At 70.3% G+C, this 22,519-nt stretch carries 16 protein-coding genes and 3 pseudogenes; 7 read left to right on the top strand and 12 right to left on the bottom strand.

Features of this window, described 5'->3' with window-relative positions; translation table 11 throughout:
* Positions 1-137: 137 nt before the first annotated feature.
* Together ACFV9O_RS10310 and ACFV9O_RS10305 are read right to left on the bottom strand one after the other, a co-directional pair.
* A complete protein-coding gene (locus ACFV9O_RS10310; protein WP_385414919.1) occupies positions 138-1,040 on the bottom strand; it encodes a helix-turn-helix domain-containing protein in 903 nt (300 codons plus the stop codon).
* Between the two features lie 92 nt (positions 1,041-1,132).
* On the bottom strand, positions 1,133-1,366 hold the full coding sequence (locus ACFV9O_RS10305) for a DUF397 domain-containing protein (protein WP_385414916.1): 234 nt from the start codon (positions 1,364-1,366) through the stop codon (positions 1,133-1,135).
* A gap of 167 nt (positions 1,367-1,533) precedes the next feature.
* Between ACFV9O_RS10305 and ACFV9O_RS10300 the strand changes: the two genes are divergently transcribed.
* The 3 genes from ACFV9O_RS10300 to ACFV9O_RS10290 all read left to right on the top strand — a co-directional run bounded on the left by ACFV9O_RS10300 (position 1,534) and on the right by ACFV9O_RS10290 (position 6,393).
* Positions 1,534-2,082 (top strand): ATP-binding protein, encoded by a 549-nt coding sequence (locus ACFV9O_RS10300; RefSeq protein ID WP_385414913.1) that lies wholly within the window; start codon positions 1,534-1,536, stop codon positions 2,080-2,082.
* Positions 2,083-2,811: 729 nt separating this feature from the next.
* Complete coding sequence (locus ACFV9O_RS10295) at positions 2,812-4,821, top strand: phosphocholine-specific phospholipase C (RefSeq protein WP_385414911.1); 2,010 nt, start codon at positions 2,812-2,814, stop codon at positions 4,819-4,821.
* 159 nt (positions 4,822-4,980) lie between these two features.
* Positions 4,981-6,393 carry a M1 family metallopeptidase gene (locus ACFV9O_RS10290; RefSeq protein ID WP_385414908.1) on the top strand — a complete coding sequence of 471 codons (1,413 nt, stop codon included), beginning with the start codon at positions 4,981-4,983 and terminating at the stop codon, positions 6,391-6,393.
* Between the two features lie 246 nt (positions 6,394-6,639).
* Here the strand turns inward: ACFV9O_RS10290 and ACFV9O_RS10285 are convergent.
* Positions 6,640-7,412, bottom strand: a pseudogene (locus ACFV9O_RS10285) (class I SAM-dependent methyltransferase).
* On the opposite strand from ACFV9O_RS10285, the pseudogene ACFV9O_RS10280 reads away from it, so the two are divergent.
* A pseudogene (locus ACFV9O_RS10280) lies at positions 7,324-7,818 on the top strand (TetR/AcrR family transcriptional regulator); the annotation flags it as partial. The pseudogenes ACFV9O_RS10285 and ACFV9O_RS10280 sit on opposite strands and share 89 nt — an antisense overlap.
* Before the next feature lie 159 nt (positions 7,819-7,977).
* Here ACFV9O_RS10280 and ACFV9O_RS10275 read toward each other — a convergent pair.
* The 3 genes from ACFV9O_RS10275 to ACFV9O_RS10265 all read right to left on the bottom strand — a co-directional run bounded on the left by ACFV9O_RS10275 (position 7,978) and on the right by ACFV9O_RS10265 (position 11,963).
* Complete coding sequence (locus tag ACFV9O_RS10275) at positions 7,978-9,816, bottom strand: glycoside hydrolase family 15 protein (protein WP_385414905.1); 1,839 nt, start codon at positions 9,814-9,816, stop codon at positions 7,978-7,980.
* Positions 9,817-9,938: 122 nt separating this feature from the next.
* Positions 9,939-10,283: a toxin-antitoxin system YwqK family antitoxin gene (locus ACFV9O_RS10270; RefSeq protein ID WP_385414902.1), complete on the bottom strand. Its 345-nt coding sequence runs from the start codon at positions 10,281-10,283 to the stop codon at positions 9,939-9,941.
* A 111-nt stretch (positions 10,284-10,394) separates the two neighbouring features.
* Entirely contained in the window at positions 10,395-11,963 is a 1,569-nt protein-coding gene (locus tag ACFV9O_RS10265; RefSeq protein ID WP_385414900.1) for a hypothetical protein, read from the bottom strand.
* A gap of 122 nt (positions 11,964-12,085) precedes the next feature.
* Between ACFV9O_RS10265 and ACFV9O_RS10260 the strand changes: the two genes are divergently transcribed.
* Together ACFV9O_RS10260 and ACFV9O_RS10255 are read left to right on the top strand one after the other, a co-directional pair.
* Positions 12,086-13,273 carry a sensor histidine kinase gene (locus ACFV9O_RS10260; RefSeq protein WP_385414897.1) on the top strand — a complete coding sequence of 396 codons (1,188 nt, stop codon included), beginning with the start codon at positions 12,086-12,088 and terminating at the stop codon, positions 13,271-13,273.
* Complete coding sequence (locus ACFV9O_RS10255) at positions 13,270-13,938, top strand: response regulator transcription factor (protein ID WP_385414894.1); 669 nt, start codon at positions 13,270-13,272, stop codon at positions 13,936-13,938. Before ACFV9O_RS10260 ends, ACFV9O_RS10255 begins: the two co-directional genes overlap by 4 nt.
* On the opposite strand, the gene ACFV9O_RS10250 is transcribed toward ACFV9O_RS10255, so the two are convergent.
* From ACFV9O_RS10250 to nhaA, 6 genes are all read right to left on the bottom strand, one after another.
* On the bottom strand, positions 13,935-15,158 hold the full coding sequence (locus tag ACFV9O_RS10250; RefSeq protein ID WP_385414891.1) for a PLP-dependent aminotransferase family protein: 1,224 nt from the start codon (positions 15,156-15,158) through the stop codon (positions 13,935-13,937). The two genes, ACFV9O_RS10255 and ACFV9O_RS10250, sit on opposite strands and share 4 nt — an antisense overlap.
* Positions 15,159-15,461: 303 nt before the next feature.
* Positions 15,462-15,770, bottom strand: coding sequence for an SCO5918 family protein (locus tag ACFV9O_RS10245; protein ID WP_385414889.1), 309 nt, complete (start codon positions 15,768-15,770; stop codon positions 15,462-15,464).
* A 67-nt stretch (positions 15,771-15,837) separates the two neighbouring features.
* Entirely contained in the window at positions 15,838-16,272 is a 435-nt protein-coding gene (locus tag ACFV9O_RS10240) for a CBS domain-containing protein (RefSeq protein ID WP_385414886.1), read from the bottom strand.
* A gap of 46 nt (positions 16,273-16,318) precedes the next feature.
* On the bottom strand, positions 16,319-17,842 hold the full coding sequence (locus tag ACFV9O_RS10235; RefSeq protein ID WP_385414883.1) for a DEAD/DEAH box helicase: 1,524 nt from the start codon (positions 17,840-17,842) through the stop codon (positions 16,319-16,321).
* A gap of 399 nt (positions 17,843-18,241) precedes the next feature.
* A complete protein-coding gene (locus tag ACFV9O_RS10230; RefSeq protein ID WP_030224351.1) occupies positions 18,242-18,445 on the bottom strand; it encodes a cold-shock protein in 204 nt (67 codons plus the stop codon).
* A 904-nt stretch (positions 18,446-19,349) separates the two neighbouring features.
* Entirely contained in the window at positions 19,350-21,236 is a 1,887-nt protein-coding gene (nhaA, locus tag ACFV9O_RS10225) for a Na+/H+ antiporter NhaA (RefSeq protein ID WP_385414880.1), read from the bottom strand.
* A 290-nt stretch (positions 21,237-21,526) separates the two neighbouring features.
* Here nhaA and ACFV9O_RS10220 point away from each other — a divergent pair.
* Positions 21,527-22,515: pseudogene (locus ACFV9O_RS10220) on the top strand (alpha/beta hydrolase).
* The last annotated feature ends 4 nt before the right edge of the window (positions 22,516-22,519 follow it).

The following is a 22,519-nucleotide window of genomic DNA, read 5'->3' as shown; positions in this document are numbered from 1 at the left end:
GTCGTGCGCTTGGTGTTCGCTCTTACCGCTCCTCCCCCTCTGCTCCCCCCCTCCCCCCGCCCCCCCGCCCCCCCCCCCCCTCCCCCCGCGGCCGTGTTCCCTGGTGTTCCGCCATGTTCCGCGGTGCTCCGCCGTGCTCAGAGGCTGGACAGGCGCTTCTGTATGAGAGTCAGGGAGCCCCTTGGGGTGAGGGCACAGGCGCCGAGCCGGTCCAGCATGTCTCGGTACTGCTCGACGACCTGGGGCTTCTGGCTGAAGGTGCTGTCGGTCAGATGCTCGATGTAGACGGCGTCCTTCAGGTCGTTCAGTGCGAAGCGCAGATAGGTGACTCCGGTGCCGACGCCGACCGAGGCCGTCAGGTCGAGGGGAGCGATCTGCAGCGTGATCCGCGGCTGCTGCATCATCGTGACGAGGTGCTCCAACTGCCCGCGCATCACCTGCGCACTGCCGACCGTGCGCAGCAGTACGGACTCGTCGATCACCGCCCACAGGCGCGGACCGTCCTCCTGGTCGAGCTGGCGCTGCCGCTCCTGCCGGAGGTCGACGCGGCGCTGCACATCGTGGCCGTAGAGGCGGGCGGGCCCGGACTGGATCACCGCGCGGGCGTAGGCGGAGGTCTGCAACAGACCGGGCACATAGAACGGTTCGTACGTGCGGATGGTCGCCGCCGCACCCTCCAGGGCGACCAGCGGGGCGAAGAAGTCCGACAGGACGTCGCTGAAGCTGCGCCACCAGTCGCTCCGGCGGGACTGCTGCACCAACCGCAGGAACTCCGCGACGCGCTCCTCCCCGTCCACCCCGTAGAGATCCAGCAGGGCGAGGGCGTCGGCCGGCTTGCAGCCGTGCCTGCCCAGTTCGATCCGACTGGTCTTGGACCGGGAGAAGCCGAGCCGGACGTCGACGGCGGAGGGGTCGAGCCCGGCGGCCACGCGCAGTTCGCGCAACTTGCCGCCCAGGATCACCTTCAAGGCGGTCGGATTGCTCTCGACCGCTCCCAGGGGCCCTGCGAACAACGACGGGCTCGGTTCGACTGCAGCCATCGCGCGCTCCTGCGGACTATTGAGAAGACGACGACACTATCCCGTACATCTATGCGTGAGCCATGGGGAACTGGTCTGCGGGGTGGTGACTTTCAGCCAATCACGGCGTCGAAATCGCCACCGCGGGCCCCCGCGACAAAGGCCTCGACCTCGTCGCGCGTATAGACGAGCGCCGGCCCCTGCGGATCGCGGGAGTTGCGCACGGCCACCTGGCCATCGGGCAGTGCCGCCAACTCCACGCAGTTGCCTGTGGCGTTGCTGCGGCTGCTCTTGATCCACGTCACAGCGTTCAGTGCATCCGCCCGCATGCCGTTGGAGAACTCCATGCCCACCAATCCCTCTGTGTTCGCACGTTCGTTCGTTCCGGATCTGGTCAGTGCAATCCCAGATGCAATTGCGTTTCCAGTGCCGGCTCGACAATACTCGTTGCCCACCGGCTGCCGCAGCGTCGAACACCCAGGCCTGCAGGGGGACATGAGCAGTGACGATTCACATGTCAACCATTTCGAGCACGAAGGCCGGGCCCGGTAGTCGGCACGCGTCCGCGCAATTCGGCCCGAAACCGTCGCCCGAGAGTTCTCGTGAGACGTGGCAGGCCCATGCCCTGGGGGACGGGCTTCCCGCCCTCGGCGGGTTCGCCGCCTGCGGGCTCGACGGCACACCGCGGAACGCCTGTCAGGCACGGCGCTTCGTCGCCCTCACCCTGAACGGCTGGGAGCTGGAGCTGCTCATCCCCGACGTGGCGCTGGTCGTCAGCGAACTCGTCACCAACGCCGTGCGGCATGCGCTCAGCGCCCAGCCTCAGGGGGTCGCCACGGAGTACCCCCTCTGGCTGGGCCTCGTCCGGCATCCCGGGCACCTCGTGTGTTCCGTCGCCGATCCGAGCCCCGAGCCGCCCCGCCCCCGCCACGCCGACGCCACGGCGCTCGACGGCCGGGGCCTCGAACTGATCGGCGCGCTGAGCGAGAGCTGGTCCTGGTCGCCGACGGAGCCACGGGGGAAGACGGTGTGGGCGCGCCTGGCCGTGCCCGGCCAGGACTGAGCCTGCGGCAGCGCCCGGGAGAGGTGAGGCCCCGTCCCGAGACGCCGGAAGGCGCAGCGACCGCGTGCCGCGCTCGGCACCAGCGCCCGGATGCCGGCCCCACCGGGCTCCGGCCACCGCCCAACCCGCCGTACGCTGCGGCCGCTGTCGCAGCATTCGGCCGGCGGCCCTCCCCCGCCCGGTTGCGCGGCAGCGAGCGGACCGACACGACCGGTCCGAGAATGTCCCCGCCGGCCGGGACCACCCGGTCGGACAGCCCGGTCGGACAGCCCGGTCGGACGGCCGCACCGGCGCGCAGACTCCGTTAACCCGTAGGCCGCGGCTTCTTCCGGCTGTACGAGGACGGGGCGAGGGCACGGGCCACCGGACCGGCGAGGTTGAGCGGCGGCAGACGCCGACCGGCCCGAGCGGGTCACGATAGACGGCAGGCCCGTCGAGTGGCGGCACGACGCCCAGCACCGCGTCCTGACCGTGGAGACGGCCAAGCTGCCCACCGGCCGACGCACCGGATCACCGTGGCCTGATCCCGGTCCCCGGTGGCGGACCGGCCGCCGAATCTCGCCCAGCTACAGCCTAATGATCCGAATCCGACTCTTTGAACAACTCACGAATGCTCGGCCTCAGTTCACTGCAACCGCATTGACGTGGAGCACGCGAATCTTCAACACTCTGCCTGCCCGTCCAATGGCATTGCGCCATACCATTCATGTCCGTCCTGAGAGGTGACCGGTGGATCGTCGGAAATTCCTGGGAGTGGCGGCCGGCGCGACGGCCGGAGCCGTCGCCGGGTCCGCGCTCGATCTCGCGGCGGCGCCCGCGGCCGCCGCGGCGACCGGCACCATCGCCGACGTCAAGCACATCGTCGTCCTCATGCAGGAGAACCGCAGCTTCGACCACTACTTCGGGAAGCTGAAGGGCGTGCGCGGCTTCGCCGACCGCAGCGCCATGCTGCTCGACGGCGGCCGCTCGGTCTTCAACCAGCCCAACGGCTCGGGGCGGCAGTACCCGTACTCTCTGCGCGAGGGCGTCGGCGGGGACACGTCGCTGGTGCCCCATTGCGCCCCGGGCCTCGGCCACGACTGGACCACGCAGCACGACTGCTGGCACGGCGGGCTCATGGACAACTTCGTGGACGGCGCCAACGGCCCCCACACCATGGGCTATCTGGACCGTACCGACATCCCGTTCTACTACGCCCTGGCGGACGCCTACACCATCTGCGACGCCTACTTCTGCTCCTCGCTCACCGGCACCGGCCCGAACCGGGCCTTCCTGTGGAGCGGGAAGATCGACGCGAGCCACAACAACGGCGGGGACCTCCACGGCTGCACCTGGAAGACCTACGCCGAGAACCTCCAGGACGCGGGCGTGACCTGGCGGGTCTACAACCGCAAGGACGACAACTTCGGCGACAACGCCCTCGAGTACTTCACCCAGTTCGCGAGCGCCGGGCCGGGCAACCCCCTCTACGACCGCGGTGTCGCCGACGTCCCCGGCTCCTCGTCCACGCCGACGCACCAGGCCATCATCGACGCGATCAGGACGGACGTGGTCAACGGGACCCTGCCCCAGGTGTCCTGGATCGTGACCAATCAGGCGTTCTCCGAGCACCCCTCCGGCAGCACACCCGGTGACGGCCACCACTTCACGAACATGCTGCTCCAGGCGCTCAACGCCGACCCCGCCGTGTTCAACTCCACCGTTCTGTTCGTCAACTACGATGAGAACGACGGCTTCTTCGACCACGTCCCGCCGCCGATCCCGCCCAGCGGCACCGCGGACGAGCTCGTCATCGACGGCAAGCCGGTGGGCCTCGGCTTCCGCGTGCCCATGCTCGTGGTGTCCCCATGGACCCGCGGCGGCTGGGTGAACTCCGAGGTCTTCGACCACACCTCCGTCATCCTCTTCATGGAGAAGTGGACCGCGGCGATCGGCAAGCCGGCCAACTCTCCCAACATCAGCGCCTGGCGGCGCAAGGTATGCGGCGACCTGACCGGCATCTTCAACTTCGCCGCACCGGTGAACGGCCTTCCCTCGCTCCCCGCGACGGCCACGATCGGCAGTCGCTGCAACGGAGTCCCCGACCCCAAGCCCACGACCAACGCACTGCCCGCCCAGGAGTCCGGCACCAGGCCGGCGCGCGCCCTGCCCTACCAGGCCAACGGCTATCTGGACCGCCTGGAGATCAACGGCACCACGATGAAGACCTGGTTCACGATGGCGAACGTCGGCACGCCGGCCAAGCGGGCCGCGCACTTCTCCATCCACCCCAACGCCTACCGCAGCCGCACCCCGTGGCAGTACACGGTCGACGCGGGCGGCACGCAGGAGGACTTCTTCAACGTCGGCGCGGGTTACGGCGACGGCACGTACGACATCAGCATGTACGGCCCGAACCGCTTCATGCGCCGCTTCGTCGGCAACGCCACAACGGCCGGCAGGAACGCCTTCGTCAGCAGCCGCTTCGCGGTGGAGGCGGGCACGGGCCGGCTCGCGATCTGGTTCACCATGAAGAACAGCTCCACTTCGGCGGTGACCTTCACCGTCACGTCGAACGCCTACCGTTCCGGCACGTGGTCCTACACGGTGCCCGTGGGCGGCAGCACCGAGGACTACTTCAACAACGTGGCCTACGCGAACGGCTGGTACGACTTCACCATCACTGTGAGCAGCGACGCGGGCTGGTCGCAGCGGTTCATGGGCCACATAGAGACCGGCGCCGCCAGCGTCTCCGGCTGAACCGGGCCCGCCGAGGCCCACTTGCGCGGGACGCCCACGACGGGGGCCTGTGCGTCCCGGGGCGAGTGGCCCCTTGCGGATGGTCTCGCCCCGTTTCCGGCCGGTCTCGCGCGACGACTGAGGTGGAAAGTTGAACTTTCCCGGCATATCATCGCTTTTGTGTATCAGCGGCTCGGTCTCCGCACGCTGGCTCCGGCCGCCGCCCTGATCGTCCTCGGCGGCACGCCCGTGACCAGTGCGAACGGACTCGTCACCGGAGCCAACGGCACCCCGGGTGCCGTTGGTGCGCACGATCCGTACTTCCCCGAACTGGGCAACGGCGGCTACGACATCCAGCACTACACGCTCACGCTCGACTACGACCCGAAGTCGCACAGGCTCACCGGCACCGCCGAGATCACCGCCAGAGCCACCCAGGACCTCAGCGCCTTCAACCTCGACCTCCACGGGCTGACCGTCCGTGGCGCGAGCGTCGACGGCGCCCCCGCCGCCGTCAACCGCGCCGGCGACGAGCTGACCCTGCGCCCGCGCGACGACCTCCGCAAGGGCGACACCTTCCGCACCGTCGTCCGCTACGACGGTTCACCTCGCACCATCACCGATACCGACGGCACCCGGGAGGGCTGGCTGAGGACCGCGGACGGTGCGGTCGCGGTCGGTCAGCCGAAGGGCTCCATGACGTGGTTCCCGGGCAACCACCACCCCAAGGACAAGGCGACGTACGACATCAACGTCACCGTCCCGAAGGGCCTCACGGCCGTCTCCAACGGGGAGCTGCGCTCCGAGCGCCCGACCGCCGACCGCAGCCGCACCACGTTCGCCTGGCGCTCCGCACAGCCCGTGGCGAGCTACGTCGTCACCGTCGGCATCGGGGCGTACGACGTCACGAGGTCCCGCCCCGGGGCGCCGGGCATACCCGTCTACATCGCCGTGGACAAGACCGTCACCGCGCGCAACGGTGAGCTGCTCGACCGCATCCCCGAGCTCACGGAATGGGCGGTGAAGAGATTCGGCCCGTACCCCTTCTCCTCCACCGGCGCGATCGTCGAGCGCGAGGGCGATGCGGACTACGCCCTGGAGACGCAGAGCCGGGCCTTCTTCACGGAGGACGCCTTCAACCCCGAAACCGTCGTCCACGAGCTCGCCCACCAGTGGTACGGCAACTCCGTCACGCCCAGGACCTGGCGGGACGTGTGGCTGAGCGAGGGCTTCGCGACCTACGCGGAGTGGGTGTACCTCGAGGAGTTCGAGGACATTCCCGCCCAGGAGAGCTTCGAGGAAGCATTCGGCTCCGAGGACAACTGGGCCTTCCCGCCGGCCGACCAGCCCGACGCCGAGCAACTCCTCGGGGACCCGGTCTACGAGCGCGGCGCGATGGCCCTGCACAAGGTCCGGAAGGCCGTCGGCGACGACAAGTTCTTCGCCATACTACAGGGCTGGGCGCAGACCCACCGTCACGGCAACGCCTCCACGCGCGACTTCACGACGTACGTGGAGCAGAAGTCGGGCAAGGACCTCACCGCGCTGTGGGACGTCTGGCTCTACGGAGAGGACAAGCCGGCAAAGCCCTAGGGAGGTCACGCGGCGGACGGCTGACCGTGGAGCCGGGTCAGTAATCCGGTCGCCTGACGGCGACACCCTGTGTGCGTGAAAATCGGTGCGTGGTCGTCCGGCGGACGTCGTGTCGCCGCACCGGCCGGGCCAGGCAGACCTGACGCCTGGTCAGCCAGCTCAACCAACTCGGCTACCAAGCGACCCTCCAAGCAGAAGGAGCTGCCTGACCAGCGGCTACGGAAAACAGGACGGGGGATTTTCGAATCAGGCGGCGTCGGTGCGCACCGCGGTGACGGCCACCGTCGCGTACCGCATCGTGAAGCTGCCCCCCATCGCGTCGACGGCGGCGCCGACGCCTCCAGCACCTCCGCCAGCTTGTCCGACGGAAACCGGGTGAGGATGCCGAGCGTGGGCATCTGGTCCAGCCACGCGTCCCGGGTGCAGGACCACTCCCAGTCGAATCGCCACTGCTCCGGGGCGCTGAACCGGCCCACCTCCCCGATCCCGTCGGCGGCCCTGGTGAACAGGGCCTGGTACCCCTCGACGGCCTGCTTCGTCATCCCCTGGAGGTCGAACGGCGAGTCGGGCACCACCCGCCGGTGGACCGCGGCGAAGGCTTCGGCCACATCGGGCGGAAGCTGGAACACGTTCCAGAACGCGGCCAGCCGACCGCCGGGCCGCAGTACCTGCGCGGCCTTGGCCGCTCCCGCGACCGGGTCGATCCAGTGCCAGGCCTGGCCGGCGACGACCACATCGAACTCCCGGCCGGCCGGGTCCCAGGCTTCGAACGTCGCCACGTCGACCTCGCCCCCGAGCCGCCGCGCCAGGCCGGCCATCCGTTCGTCGGGCTCGACCCCGAGCACGCCGCAGCCGGCCGCCTGGAACTGCCGAGCGGCGATTCCGGTACCACATCCGACGTCGAGGACGTCGGGGCCGGGACTGCCGGCGACGATCCGCGCAGGCTGCGCGAAGGGCGTTCTGCACCGGCACTTCGCCGATTTCGACGCCTTCCTCGCCGAGCTCGTGCTGGACCGCATCGCCCGGATCGACGACCGGACCGCCGCCCTGCGCCGCTCCGCCGGGACCGGCACCGTCGCCGACAACCTCACCGGCGCCCTGACGGACCTGTTCGGGTCGGTCGCCGTGGCGATGGTCGGCCTCGTCACCTCCCGGGACGAGCTGCGCGCCCGGCTCCGCCGGACCACGCCAACCGGCATCCCGGTCCTGACGGAAGCCACGGCCATGATCGCCGCGTATCTCACCACCGAGCGCGAACTGGGCCGCATCGCGACGGACGCCGACATCGACACCCTTGCCCCCACGCTGATCGGGACCGGACACATGCTCTTCGCCGACCGGAAAGGCGCCCCGCCGGAGGCCGGAGCCGTCCGCAAGGTCGTGGCCACGGTCATCGCCGGAGTCGTGCAGGTACCACGGCCTTGAACAGCCCAGCGGCAAGGGCGCCGGCATAGGGCGTTTCGCCTTGTTGTCTCATCCAGGTGGTGGTGTGACCGACGGCCGGCGCCCCTCGGGCGCGCCCCGCCGCCCCGTCAGTGCGAGGCGGCAAACGGTGACTTGGTGTCCGCCGGATCGGCGGGGGTGCTAATCCCGGGCTGCGTCGTTCCGTCCTGCCGCGTCGTTCCGTCCTGCCGCGTCGTGCGCGGCCAGGCCGACGGCGGAGCCCACCAGTCCGATGTGGCTGAACGCCTGTGGAAAATTGCCGAGTTGCCGCCCGGTCGCCGGATCGTACTCCTCCGCCAGCAGTCCGAGGTCGCTGCGCAGCGAGAGCAGCCGCTCGAAGAGCTCTCCGGCCTCCTTCACCCGCCCCGTCAGCCGCAGCGCGTCGACCATCCAGAACGAGCAGACCAGGAATGTTCCTTCACGGCCCGGCAGCCCGTCCACCACGCTGCCGTTGCCCTGGCTGTAGCGGCGGATCAGCCCGTCGTGGCTCAGTTCGGCCCGTACCGCGTCGACCGTCCCGATCACCCTGGGGTCGTCCGGTGGCAGGAACCCGACCCGGGGGATGAGCAGCGTCGCCGCGTCCAGCTCCTCGGAGCCGTACGACTGCGTGAAGGTGTTCCGCTCCGGGTCGAACCCCCGCTCGCACACCTCCCGGTGCACCTCGTCCCGCAGCGCCCGCCACCGCCCCACGTCGCCGCGCAGCGTGCCGTCGCTCTCCAGGGCCCGTACGGCACGGTCGGCCGCGACCCACGCCATCACCTTGGCGAAGACGAAGTGCCGCCGCCGCCCGCGCACCTCCCACAGGCTCTCGTCCGGCTCGCGCCACTTCGACTCGAGGAAGCTCAGCAGGCTGAGCTGTATGTTCCACGCGTGCGCCTGGGACTTCAGTCCTGCCTCGCATGCCAGCCGCAGCGAGTCCATGACCTCGCCGTACACGTCGATCTGCAGCTGACCGACGGCGTCGTTGCCGACCCGCACCGGTGCCGAGCCCTCGTAGCCGCGCAGCCAGGGCAGCTCCATCTCGGGCAGCCGCCGTTCCCCGGCCACCCCGTACATGATCTGCAGATCCGCGGGGTCGCCGGCCACCGCCCGCAGCAGCCAGTCCCGCCACGCCGCCGCCTCGTCGACGTAACCCGTCGCGAGCAGCGCGTCCAGCGTGAGCGTGGAGTCACGCAGCCAGCAGAACCGGTAGTCCCAATTCCGTACGCCGCCGAGGTCCTCCGGCAGGGAGGTGGTGGGCGCGGCGACGATGCCGCCCGTGGGGGCGTACGTCAGCGCCTTGAGGGTGATCAGCGAGCGCAGCACGGCCTCGCGGTGCGGCCCCTCGTACCGGCACTTCCCTGACCACTCCCGCCAGTCCTCCACGCTCTGCTCCAGCGCCCGGAACGGGTCGATGAGCTTCGGCCGCGGCTGGGTCGAGGGGTGCCAGGTGAGGACGAACGCCACCCTGTCGCCCTCGCCGACCGTGAACGACGAGCGCGTGCTGAGCTCCTGACCCCAGGTCTTGACCGGCACGGACTCCGCATGCTCGATGCGCAGCCATACGGAGTCGGGCCCGGCGACCGCCACCCGGTGCCCGTCGGCCCTGCGCACCCACGGCACGACCGCCCCGTAGTCGAAGCGCAGCCGCAGTGTCGCGAGCATCTCGACGCTGCCGCCGACGCCCTCCACGATCCGTACGACATCGGGGGCGACGTCGCGCTGCGGCATGAAGTCGATGACCTTGACCGTGCCGGTTCTGGTCTCCCAGACGGACTCGAGGACGAGCGTGCCCGGCACGTAGCCGCGGCTGGTGCAGTTGCCGGCGCCCTTCGGAGCGAGCCGCCAGTGGCCGTTGTTCTCGTCGCCGAGCAGCGCGGCGAAGCAGGCCCCCGAATCGAAGCGCGGCAGACAGAGCCAGTCGAGGGAACCGTCCCTGCCGACCAGGCCCGCCGTCTGCAGATCGCCGATAAGGGCGTAGTCCTCGATGCGTTGGGTCACGGTGTGGCGCCTTCCCGCGGTACCGCTTCCCTAAGCAGGAGCGAGGTCGGAGCGCGCAGCGCCCGCGCCCTCCGGCCGGGGCCCCTGTACGAGCGCAAGCCGACGCACTCCCTCGCCCTCACTCAGCGGTGGACCTTCCGCTTCACCTCTTCGCCGGCGTTGTTGTAGGTGATCCACTCGCCGGTCTTCCTGCCGTGGTCGTACGTCCCTTCGTCCAACAGGTTGCCGTTGTCGCGCCACCGACGCCATGGCCCGTGCTGCTGACCGTCCGCGAAGGCTCCCTGCTGCAGGAGGCCGCCGCCCTGGCGGCGCCAGATCCGCTCACCGTCGAGCTGCCCTGCCTTGTATGCGCCCTGTGCCTTCACCGTGCCGTTCTTGAAGTAGAACGTCCACGGTCCGTGCCGCTCGCCGTCCCGGTAATCGCCCTCCCCCGAAAGCGATCCGTCCTTGAAGTGCTCTTGTGCCATGGGAACAGCTTAGGAACGACCAGCCCGACAACCCGTCTGCTCATCCACGTCCTGCGAGGCCGTATCCAAACTCGCGGGGACAGCCCCGCCGGACGTCGTCCCGGTGAGGTACTACCTCCATTCCGCTTGCGGTGGCGATGCGGCAACTCGCCGCCGCAGCTGGTATACCGCGAGGCCGAGAGCGGCCGCGGTGTGGCCGCAGAGCACGGCAAACCCTGCCCACCCCGGCAACGGGAAGTAGCCCGCGGAGGGCACGTAGTGGGCGACCACCTGCGGATACTCCCGGACGGTCTGCAGGATCGCGAATCCCGCGGCCGGGGAGAGCCGCAACAGCCACTCCGCGACGCCGTCCGGCAACAGCGGCAGGCCCCCCAGCAGATACGGGAGGACCACTGCTCCCAGGGCGACGAGGAGTGCGGCCCAAGTGCGCCGCAGCAGTGCGCCGAGCGCGAGCGCGAAGACGGCCGCCGTCGCGACCAGTGCGGCGGCGCCGACGACGACCCGCAGCTCGGTGAGCGTACTCACCGGAAGGACGGTCATGCCGTTGGCACGCACGATCGCCGTACCGACCGGCAGGACGACCCCCGCGGCGAGCAAGCCGGCCACGAGCGTGACCGCACCGACCACGATGGCCTTCGCCGCCAGGACCCGGCCGCTGAACGCCGCATCAGCGACCCGGCCGGGGCGGTACTCGGCGGTCGCGAACCGGACCGCCACCACGATCAGCACGATCAGCCCGGCAACCAGGCCGACGAGGGTGTCCTCCACGTCCCGGCCGCCCTCCGTACCGATCGGCCCGATGTCTCCGGATCCGGTGACGGTGAGCGTGCCGTCGGCCTCGACGAGCCCGGCGGCCCGGTGGTACTTCTCCCAGTCGGTATGGCCCAGCTCCCCCACGGCATCGCGGCTCCACCCACCGGCCGAGGCGCCCCCCACGCTGACGTGGTCGAACACTCCGGTGGCCTGGGTGAAGCGCGATTCGCCGATGCTCGCGCCGAGGCCGGTGGGCCGCAGGGTCAGATCCCCCGGGGAGGTGGCGAAGAGCCCGACCTGCGCGGTGGCGGGAAGCCCGGCGAGGCGGGCCGTTGCCACCTTCGTCCACTGCTCGCCGTCGGTCGACTCGTAGCCCGTGACGGTGGCGCCCGAGCGCGTCAGGCGCAGCCACCGTGGCGACCGGGCGGAGACGCCGCCCGCCCGGCCGGCGGTGTCGTGGGTGTAGTTGTCCTGCATCCGCACACCGTGGCTGCCCGTCATCATCAGCGCCGCGTAGGCGGAGCCGCGTCCGATGCCGTCCTTGACAATGATCCCGGCCTTCGCCCAGGGCACGAGCCCCGGGACGATCTTGTCGTGGTTCGGCGGCGGGTAGGTGACGATGCCCGTCATCGAGGTCATACGGACGGTGATGCTGCCGTTCTCGCCCAACGTCCGGTGCGCGAAGAAGAACTGGTCGCTCACCACCCGGCCGTCCGGTCCCACGGGGTCGACGGGGCAGGCGACCTCGACCGAGCCCTGGCTGCAGGAGGCGTGGTTGCTGATCGCTGAGAGCAGCCCGAGCAGGATGGTGACCAGCGTCGCGGCCGTCAGGGCCAGTATCCGGCCGCGGCTCCCGCGGAACTTCTTCCACTCCGCCCTCAACTGCGCGGTCATGCCACCGGTCGTGGCTTCGTTGATCGTATGCATGCCCTGGTTCTACGGATCCGGACATAACGGGGCCCGAACCGCTGCTGTCATCTCCTTGTTAGGTCCGATGCCGCATCCTGGGGGATCGTCACGGCACGGGCAGAGGGATCGGAGAGCACCGGATGGGGAAGCTGCAACGCCTGGCGCTGCCGGGCAGCACGGTGGGACTGCGGTTCACCCTCCTGTACGCCGCGGTGTTCGTGGCGTCCGGGACTGCTCTGCTGGCGCTGACCAACCTGCTGGCCGCAGGCAAGGTCACCCAGGTCGCACCCGGCCAGAACCCGTCCGCCCGGCAGCCCACCCCCGCCGCCGCTCAAGAACACATCCGGGCACTGGAGGCCCAACTGGCCGACGTGGAGGCGGCCCAGTCTCGCCGGCTCCTGATGGGCTCGCTGATCGCGCTGGCGGTGATGGCGGCGGTCTCGGTGCTGCTCGGCAAGATCATCGCCCGGCGGGTGCTCCGTCCGCTGCGGACGATCACCGCGGCGACCCGGCGCATCTCCGCCGAGAACCTGCACGAACGGCTGCGCGTGCCCGGCCCCGCCGACGAGGTGAAACACCTCGCGGACACCATCGACGACCTGCTGGAGCGCCTGGAGGTCGCCTTCGCCGCACAGCGCCGGTTCGTCGCCAACGCCTCGCACGAGCTGCGTACTCCGCTCACGACGATGCGGGCGTCGCTCGACGTCGCCATGGCCAAGCCGGGTCCGGTACCGCGGCAGACGGCTGCGCTGGCCGACCGGCTCCAGCCCGAACTGGACCGGATCGACGGCCTGTTGGAGGGCTTTCTCGTCCTCGCCCGCGCGCAGCACGGCGCGATCGCCGGCCGTGCTCCGGTTTCGCTCGGCCGCCTTGCCGGCGAGGCCCTGACCGCGCGCGCCGCCGACATCGCGGCGAAGCACCTGACGCTCGACGACAGCGGAATCCAGGACACCGTCTGGACCCGCGGCAGCCCGGCGCTGCTGGCCCGCCTGGCACAGAACCTGATCGACAACGCCGTCGTCCACAACCACGACGGCGGCTGGATCCGGGCCTCGGCCACAGCCGACGACGCGGGGACGCGGCTGATCGTGGAGTCGGGTGGACACGTTCTCGACCACGAGCAGGTCGCCCGGCTCGCCCAGCCCTTCCAGCGGCTCGGCGCCGACCGGACCGGCTCCGACGACGGCTCGGGCCTCGGGCTGTCGATCGTCGCGGCCATCGCCTCCGCACACGGCGGCCGCCTCGACCTCCGGGCCCGCCCCGAAGGCGGCCTGTGCGTCATCGTCTCGCTGCCGCCGGCGGTCGCACCGGAAGGCATCGCGGCGTGAGGATCCTGGTCGTCGAAGACGCGCGCTCCCTCGCGACCGTCGTGGCCGAGGGCCTGCGGGATCAGGGCATGGCCGTCGACGTCGCGCACGACGGGCTGGCCGCCGCCGCGAAGCTCGACCTCAACGCCTACGACGTGGTCGTCCTCGACCGCGACCTGCCAGGCATCCACGGCGACACGCTCTGCACGATGATCACCGAGCGCGACGGCCGCCCCATGGTGCTCATGCTCACCGCGGCCCGCTCGCCCGGCGACCGGGTCAGCGGCCTGACCCTGGGCGCCGATGACTACCTCGCCAAACCCTTCCACTTCCCCGAACTGGTCCTGCGCGTCCGGGCCCTGGCCCGCCGCCGGCCCTCGGCACGCGCCCGCACGCTGCGTGCGGCCGGCATCGAGCTCGACCCGGCATCGCGCACGGCGAACCTCGAAGGCCGGCAACTCGACCTCTCGCTGAAGGAGTTCGCGCTCCTCGAAGCACTGCTTCGCGCCAGTCCTGCCTTCCTCAGCACCGAGGACCTGCTCGAGCAGGTCTGGGACGAGAACGCCGACCCGTTCACCAACACCGTCACCGTGACCATCGGGCGCCTGCGCCGCAAGCTGGGGCGCCCGTCGATCATCACCACCACGCCTGGGGTGGGTTACCGCATCACGGGTCCGGCCGACTAGTGCTTCGCCTGCGGCCGGTTGACGAGGGCCGTGCCCAGCCGGCGCAACCCTTCGGCGATCTCTTCCGGCGTCTGCGTCACAAAGCAGAGCCGGACGGTCGCCGGATCGGGGGTGCCCGCGTAGAAGGGTGCCCCGGGGACGTACGCCACGTCGTGGGCAACCGCTGCGGGCAGCAGCGCCGTGGTGTCGCAGCCGTCCGGCAGGCGGGCCCACAGGAACATGCCGCCTTCCGGCCTGTTCCAGGTGGAGCCCTCCGGCAGCGCGGCGGGCAGCCCTTCGAGCATGGCGTCGCGGCGCTCACGGTAGGCGGCGGCGACCCTCGTCACATGCGCGTCGAGGTCACGGTCGGCCAAGTAGCGTGCCGCGGCGAGCTGGTTGACGGTCGGCGTGTGCAGGTCCGCGGCCTGTTTGGCGACGGCGCAGGCCCTCAGCAGGGCGGCCGGTGCGCGCAGCCAGCCGAGGCGCATACCGGGGGCCATGATCTTGGAAAAGCTGCCGAGGAGGACAGCGCGGTCCGCGGCGCCGGGGTGGGCGGCGATCCAGGGCACCCGGGAACCTTCGAAGCGCAGCTCTCCGTACGGGTCGTCCTCGACGATCCACAGCCCACGCTGGGCGGCGACCTCGGCGACGGCCGCGCGGCGATCGGCGGGGAGGGTACGGCCGGTGGGGTTCTGGAAGGTCGCCACGGTGTACAGCAGCTTGGGCCGCTCCCGCGCCACCAGCTCGTCGAGGGCGGCCGGGTCGAGGCCGTCGGCGTCGCAGGGGACGGGCACGACGCGCGCACCGGCGAAGGCGAAGGCCTGAAGTGCCGCGAGGTAGCAGGGGTCCTCGACGAGCACGGTGTCGCCGGGCTCGATCAGCGCCGTGGCGAGCAGGGACAGGGCCTGCTGCGATCCCGTGGTGACGATCAGGCCGTCGGGGCCGGTGGCCAGTCCGCGCGCGGTGATGCGTCCGGCGATGGCGGTACGGAGGACGGGCTCGCCCTCCGTGGTGGAGTACTGCAAGGCCCGCTGGGCCTGGTCGCGGAGCACCGCGGCGTAGGCGTCGGCTATGCCCGCGGAGTCGAAGAGCTCGGGCGCGGGCAGCCCACCCGCGAAGTTGATCACCTCCGGGCGTGCGGTGACCGCGAGGATGTCGCGTACCGGCGAACCGCCGATCGCGGCGGCCCGCGCGGCGAGCGGGGGCGTGGGCGCGGCGGTGGCGGACACGGTGACGGTCACGAGGGGGGCTCCTTCGGCTGCGTACGGGACTGCGGAGAGGGCGTTCGGCTCCCTCCCGCACCCTAAGCAGCCACGTGCCGCCACCAACCGCCTTTCCGGCATCCGGACGGCCCGCCCGGCCCGGACCGGCCCGCACCTCCGCGGACATCCGCAACGGGTTCCGCCGGCTGCACGAGGTACAGGCGATGACCACTCACGCCTACGTCAGCTCCACCACCGCCCGCTTCGGCCAGGAACTCGGCTCGCCGTCCTCACCACCGCCGAATTCCCCAAGGCCCTGCCCGAGGCCGCGACCTGAGTGGGTTATGCGGGCGCGGGGATGCCCAGCAGGGCCGCCGCTTCCTGAAGCGGGGTGAGGACACGCGCGGGCGAGGCTTCGGGGACGGTACGGCACGTGAAGCCGAGACGGGTCATGGCTCGGGTGACTTCGCCTGCGGTGAAGTCGCGACGGTCCTGGCGGGTGATGACTTCGCCCACTTGCTTCACGGGGTACTGACGGCGGCCGATGATCACGGACTCACCGGTGACCGGCTCGGGCTTGACGCCCTTCATCGAAGCCAGCACTCCGCTCTTGGACAGGTCGAACGGGAAACGGGCGATGACGCAGCGCATGGTGCCTCGCAGGGGGGAGGGAGAAGGTCTGACCGGGGAAGGCGGAGGGCGGCAGGCGGAAGGCGGTTCAGCTCGAGAGGGTGAGAACGCCCACGGCACAGCCGTGCTCGTCGACGACGGGCACGGCCCCGAGCCGCCGGTACCGCATCGCGTGCTCCGCTTCGAGCATCGTGGTCGCGGGCGAGGTGAACAGGCCGGCGTCGCCGACGATGTCCCGCAGCCGGACCCGATCCGTGTAGGCGGAGCCGTCGCGGACGACGGTGAGCTGGGCCTCGGTGATCACACCCGTGCACCGCCCGTCCTCGTCACAGACGAGCAGGTGCCCGGAACGGGCACTGGCCATGACGGACAGGGCCACCTCTACGGTCATGTCGTCCCAGACCTGCGGTCCGGGCTTGTCCATGGCGTCGGCCACGGTCCTGGTGGCGGAATCCGCCGGGCGCGGCTGCGTCTGATGCGTCCGGTGCGTCTGATGCGTCTGATGCGTCTGAACCAGCGTCAAAAGTGCCTCCTGCAGAAGTGGGGTCGGCGTCCTGATCACAAAAGTTCTAGGCCGCCGAGGCGACGGCGGACTGCCCCTGAGCCGTGCGGCGCGCCGCCTGGCCGGGCCGGCGGTTCTTGGCGGTACGGCTGCGCCGACCGCGCGAGGCCGGGGCGCCGCGCTTGGCGCTCTGCGCCACCGGTGCCGTGATGACGACCGGGATGCCCGAAGGGGCTTGCGCGCCGGTGATGCGGCTCAGTTCGGCCTCGCCCGAGCGGACCTGGGTGTTCTGAGGGCTGATCCCGGCGTCCGACATGAGACGGACCATGTTGCGGCGCTGGTCGGGCGTGACCAGGGTGACGACGAGGCCGGACTCACCGGCGCGGGCCGTGCGGCCTCCCCGGTGGAGGTAGTCCTTGTGGTCGCTGGGCGGGTCCACGTTGACCACCAGGTCGAGGTTGTCGACGTGGATCCCGCGCGCCGCGACGTTGGTCGCCACCAGCACCGTCACATGCCCCGTCTTGAAGTGGGCCAGGGTCCGGGTGCGCTGCGGCTGCGACTTTCCGCCATGCAGTGCGGCGGCCCGTACACCGCTGTTCAGCAGGTGGCGGGTGAGCTGGTCGACGGCATGCTTCGTGTCCAGGAACATGATCACCCGGCCCTCGCGCGCCGCGATCTCGGTCGTCGCCCGGTGCTTGTCCGCGCCGTGCACATGGAGCACGTGGTGCTCCATCGTGGTGACCGCACCCGCGGACGGGTCGACGGAGTGGACCACGGGGTCGGTCAGGTACCGGCGGACCAGAAGGTCGACGTTGCGGTCCAGGGTGGCCGAGAACAGCATCCGCTGCCCGTCGGGACGCACCTGATCCAGCAGCGCCGTGACCTGCGGCATGAAGCCCATGTCGGCCATCTGGTCGGCCTCGTCCAGGACCGTGATGCCGACCTGGTCCAGACGGCAGTCACCCCGCTCGATGAGGTCCTTCAGCCGGCCCGGCGTCGCGACGACGACCTCCGCACCACCGCGCAGCGCACCGGCCTGCCTGCCGATCGACATCCCGCCCACCACTGTGGCCAGCCGCAGCTGCAGGGAGCGGGCGTACGGAGTGAGCGCATCGGTGACCTGCTGTGCCAGCTCCCGGGTGGGTACCAGCACCAGGGCCAGAGGCTGCCGGGGCTCGGCTCGCCGGCCGGCCGTGCGGGCCAGCAGCGCCAGGCCGAAGGCGAGGGTCTTGCCGGATCCGGTCCGCCCGCGGCCGAGTACGTCACGACCCGCGAGGGAGTTCGGCAGGGTCGCCGCCTGGATCGGGAACGGTACGGTCACTCCGTCGGCGACGAGCGCGGCCAGCAGCTGCGCGGGCATGTCGAGATCGGCGAACGCCTCGACTGCGGGAAGCCCGGGAGTGATCGTTTGCGGCACGGCGAACTCCCCCTGCGGTGCAGCGGGGCGGCGCCCGTAGCCACCGGAACGGCTCGGATTACCGGAGCGGTTGAAGCCCGCGGCGCCCGAGCGGCTGCCGCGCTGCCCCTGGCCGGAGCGGGAACTGCCGGTGCGGGTGCGGGTGAAACGGTCATTCGTACGTGTGCGGTTCATGCAGAACCTTCCTCGAAGCGGCACGTATCAAGGAATTCCCGCGGCAATGAGCAGCACAGAGAATCGCAAGAACGGACCAGAAAAATGCGAAAGCGGATCCGACCGGCGGATAATCTCACGGGTCGAGGCGCTGAAAATGGGTGGCGCGATCCGGGCCCGAGAGGCCCGGGCGTCCGGTGCGGGTAGCTCTGACGGCTTTTCGTCCGGAGCCCTGAGTGGAGCACCTGAGTGGGACATCCGCCACACGGTGGGATTGCGGAGCCGACGGAATCACACGGCCGGGCGAAATCGCCACGGCATGACGGTGGGGCCGCGCCCCGGAGTGCAACGAGCTGGGGCCCGCACCCCAAGGTGCGGGCCCCAGCTGCGAAGTACGCGCGCGAACTGCGCGGGTCAGTGTCAGGCGGGAACGATGTTCTCGGCCGTCGGGCCCTTCTGGCCCTGGGCGATGTCGAAGCTCACCTTCTGGCCTTCCTGCAGCTCGCGGAAGCCCTGGGCGGCAATGTTCGAGTAGTGGGCGAACACGTCAGCGCCGCCACCGTCCTGCTCGATGAAGCCGAAACCCTTTTCCGCGTTGAACCACTTCACGGTGCCAGTAGCCATGTGTCAAATCTCCTTCGGGGCAGTGCTCCGAACTCCGCACTGTGCGGGATTCGTATAGCCGCGATGATTGCCCCGACCGGAAATGATTGGGAACCACAACTGCAACTGGGTCCACCGTAGCACGGCGCGATCCGATGTGCACGGAAAATAGCCATGTTCCGCCTGCTGCCACAGAAAAATTCATCGCGCGTAGGGCTGATTTTCCGACTTCCCGACCACAGATTTCGGTAGGCCCGGACGCAGCGTCCGGGCGCTGGGGGCCGCGTCGGGGAAGCGATGCGGTCGGCGAGATCGCCAGGGCAGCCTGGGACAGCCGGACGACGGGAAACGCTCCCGGCCGGCGACTGCAGGACGAGTCCGCCACGTGGCCCTGTGCCACCACCCCGCAGGCGACGCCCCTCGGTGGACCCCCACAAAGCGCGCATGTTGGACGTTGAGCCCCGGGCGGCATGGCACGTCCCGCCCTCGGAGCATGCCGAACCATGCATGCGAGACTATGGTCACACTCGCTAAATCATTGAAATTGGTAAATCACCTAGTACATTCAAGCTCACAGACGCCTCGGCGTCGGTCGCCGGGGAGAAAGCCCGGCGACCGCCAGGCAGGCGTGCGACGGAACGGAAAGCCGCGGGCCGCGCACCGGGGAGGTGCCGGTACGGCCGGGCTCACGGACACCTGCACCGAGTCAGGGGCTGACGGTGCAGGGGGCCGCACACAACGGCGTGGTCGCGGCCACCGGATACGGCCGTCGCCGTGTCCGACGGGGCGGTATCCCCCGGCGCCATGGGGAGCGCAGGGAGCGGATACCGCCCCCAATCCGCGCCCATGCCGCCCTGACCTCGATACACGCGGCAACCTGGTCCTGGTCCCCGGCGCACAGCGCGACCTGCCGCGCGTGCCCGCATCAGTCGATCACGGCAACCCGTGCCCGCGCCTCCCGCACGGCAGCCTTGAGCCCGACGATGTCGTAGGCGCCGTGGTACCTGCGGCCGTTGACGAAAAACGTCGGCGTCCCGGACACCCCGCTGAGGTCCGCCGACTCGACGTCCTCCGCGACACGCGCGGCGGCCCGGTGATCGCGCAGGTCCCGACGGAACCGTCCGGTGTCCAGGTCGAGTTCCGCCGCGTATCGGAGGAGGTCGGAGGTCCGCAGGGCGCCCTGGTGGTCGAGCAGGAGGTCGTGCATCTCCCAGAAGCGGTTCTGCGCGGCAGCCGCCTCGGCGGCCTCCGCGGCGAACTGCGCATGGGGGTGGACATCGGTGAGCGGCAGATGACGCCATACGTAGCGGAGGTCCCCGTCGCCGGCGAGCAGCTCGCGGACGACCGGCTCGGCCTTCCCGCAATAGGGACATTCGAAGTCGCCGTACTCGACGACGGTGACCGGGGCGTCCCGGGGTCCTCGCACATGGTCGCGCTCCGGATCGACGGGCGCCGCGAGATCGATGATGGTCTCGGCACGGCCCAGGAGCGCCCTCAGACGCAGTTGCCGCGGAAGGGCCGTGATGAGCAGGGTCAGCAGCCGGCTGAGCACGAACGAGCAGACGATCGCACTGAGCACGCCGATCTTCGCCTCGGCCAGCCGCGGACCGTCGAAGGCGAGCGCCGCGATCAGCAGGGACACCGTGAAGGCCGCACCTCCGACCGTGCCCCCGACTGCAACGGCGCCCCAGCCCACGGGCGGCCGCAGCCGTCCCCCGCTGAGCAACGTCATCAACGACGACGCTGCCAGGATGCCTACGGGCTTGCCGAGCACGAAGCCGACCAGAATCCCGAGTGTGACCGGGGAGGTGGACGCCCGTGAGAGCTGGTCACCACTGAGTTCGATGCCGGCATTGGCGAACGCGAACAGTGGCGCGACCACAAAGCTGGTCCAGGGGTGGTACAGCCGCTGCAGACGTTCGTTGGCGGAGATCGCCGACGCAAGTCGGCGCCGTACGTGCCGCTCGAGATCGGGCGTGGGCTGCTCACGGAAGAAGCGGAACAGGTCGCTCACCCGCTCGAGTTCGCTGCGTGGCGCCGGGTACGCGCTGGTGATCAGCCCCAAGGCGAGCCCGGTGACGACCGGGTCGATTCCCGATTCCAGCAAGGCGATCCAGAGCGCCAGCGCGAGCAGCGCGTACACCGCTCCCTGCCGTACTCCGGCCGCGCGCACCAGCAGGACCACGGCGAACACGGCGGCTGCGCAGAGCAGGGCGGGCACCGAGAGGTGACTGCTGTACACGAAGGCGACGACGGCCAGGGCCACGAAGTCGTCGACGACGGACAGGGTCAGGGTGAACACGCGCAGGCCCGGCGGCATGCGTCTACCGATCAAGGCGAGCATGCCGAGCGCGATCGCGGTGTCGGTGGACATGGCGGCCCCCCAGCCGTGCGCCGAGGGCTCTCCCGCGTTGACGGCGAGGTAGAGGGCGACGGGCACGAGCATGCCGCTGAGCCCGGCGAGCAACGGCAGCGTTACGCGTTTGAGCTCGCGAAGCTCACCCATGTCGAACTCACGGCGCGCCTCGAGTCCGACCACGAAGAAGAACAGTGCCATCAGGCCGCTGTTGATCCACTCCCGCAGCCCGAGGGCGACGACGTACCCCCCGACCCGCACGGACAGCTCCGTGCGCCACAGCGCTTCGTACGCCGCGGGTGCCGCGTTCGCCCAGACGAGCGCGGCCAGCGCCGCGGCCATGAGCACAGCGACGCTGCCGGTCTCCGTACGCAGGAAGTCCCGCAGCGGTGACCGCGAGTCGCCGCTCCTCACGGTCCGGCCGGAGAAGCCCTGGGGCGTCGAGCCTTCGCTCACCACGCCATCGTCCTGAATCCCCTGCGATTCGGCCTCCCCACGCCTGTGTGCCGCGGGAGTCCAACGGCTGTGGCCAGGGACTCCGGCAGCAGATCCATGAGCCGCACCAGGGCGGCGAATGCGATCACCACTGCGGCGGGGGACGCTGTTCTCGGATCGCGCGTCCCGCGGCCCGTCCCTGCTCATGCGCATCCGCGCGCACCAGCGCGGTACGGGACGGTCCGGTCCGGCACGCATTCCTGAGCGTCCCTCACGGTCAGCAGCCATCGCGAAATTCCAAGGAGATCGCCATGACCGTCCAGTCCGCCGGCAGCCTCGTCCTGGAGCCTGCCTCGCAGCAGATCGCCGAGGCCACCTCGAAGCCGCCGTTCCTGTACGAACTGGGTCCGGAGAAGGCCCGTAAGGTGCTCGACGACATCCAGGCGGAGCCGATCGACAAGCTTGCCGTCGACTCGGAGTGGATCACGTTCGCGCAGAGGTCGGTGACGTCCGCGTCCGCATCGTCCGGCCGCAGGGTGCCGCATCACCCCTCCCGGTCGTGCTCTACATGCACGGGGGCGGCTGGGTTCTCGGCAACGCCGACACCCACGACCGGCTGGTGCGTGAACTGGCGGACGGGACTCAGGCGGCGGTTGTGTTCGTCGAGTACGCCCGCTCGCCCGAGGCGCACTACCCCGTGGCGATCGAGCAGGGCTACGCCACTGCCCGCTGGATCATGAGCGAAGGGGCGGCGAACGGCCTCGATCCGGACCGTATGGCGGTGGCGGGCGATTCGGTCGGCGGGAACATGGCGGCTGCTCTGGCCCTGATGGCCAAGGAGCGAGGCGACGTCCGCTTCGTCCAGCAGTCCCTGTACTACCCGGTCACCGACGCCGGCATGGACACCAAGTCCTATGCCGACTTCGCCACCGGCTACTTCCTCACCGCCAAGTCCATGGAGTGGTTCTGGGAGGCCTACTTGCCGGACCATTCACGCCGCAACGAGATCACCGCCTCTCCCCTGAAGGCCGAGCTCGACCAGCTCGCCGACCTGCCGCCGGCCTTCGTCATCGTCGACGAGGCCGACGTGCTGCGCGACGAGGGCGAGGCCTACGCGGCCAAGCTCCGCGCCGCGGGCGTCGGCGTGACCACGGTCCGCTACGACGGGATCACGCACGACTTCATGATGCTCAACCCGCTCAGCGACACGCACGCCACCCGTGCGGCCGTCGCCCAGGCCATCGCGGTGCTGAGCGAGGCCTTGGGGACGAACGCGGAAACGGCGAAGCAGGCGAAGTAGACGC

Origin of the sequence: Streptomyces sp. NPDC059909 (assembly GCF_042730885.1) — a bacterium.
Taxonomy (GTDB): domain Bacteria; phylum Actinomycetota; class Actinomycetes; order Streptomycetales; family Streptomycetaceae; genus Streptomyces.
This window is presented reverse-complemented; position numbering and strand designations above follow the sequence as displayed.

Coding starts and splice junctions, on each gene's coding strand:
- ACFV9O_RS10265 (WP_385414900.1), bottom strand. CDS start 11,963: ATGCATACGATCAACGAAGCCACGACCGGTGGCATGACCGCGCAGTTG.
- ACFV9O_RS10235 (WP_385414883.1), bottom strand. CDS start 17,842: ATGAACCGCACACGTACGAATGACCGTTTCACCCGCACCCGCACCGGC.
- ACFV9O_RS10305 (WP_385414916.1), bottom strand. CDS start 1,366: ATGGAGTTCTCCAACGGCATGCGGGCGGATGCACTGAACGCTGTGACG.
- ACFV9O_RS10310 (WP_385414919.1), bottom strand. CDS start 1,040: ATGGCTGCAGTCGAACCGAGCCCGTCGTTGTTCGCAGGGCCCCTGGGA.
- ACFV9O_RS10260 (WP_385414897.1), top strand. CDS start 12,086: ATGGGGAAGCTGCAACGCCTGGCGCTGCCGGGCAGCACGGTGGGACTG.
- ACFV9O_RS10245 (WP_385414889.1), bottom strand. CDS start 15,770: ATGCGCTGCGTCATCGCCCGTTTCCCGTTCGACCTGTCCAAGAGCGGA.
- ACFV9O_RS10270 (WP_385414902.1), bottom strand. CDS start 10,283: ATGGCACAAGAGCACTTCAAGGACGGATCGCTTTCGGGGGAGGGCGAT.
- ACFV9O_RS10300 (WP_385414913.1), top strand. CDS start 1,534: ATGTCAACCATTTCGAGCACGAAGGCCGGGCCCGGTAGTCGGCACGCG.
- ACFV9O_RS10230 (WP_030224351.1), bottom strand. CDS start 18,445: ATGGCTACTGGCACCGTGAAGTGGTTCAACGCGGAAAAGGGTTTCGGC.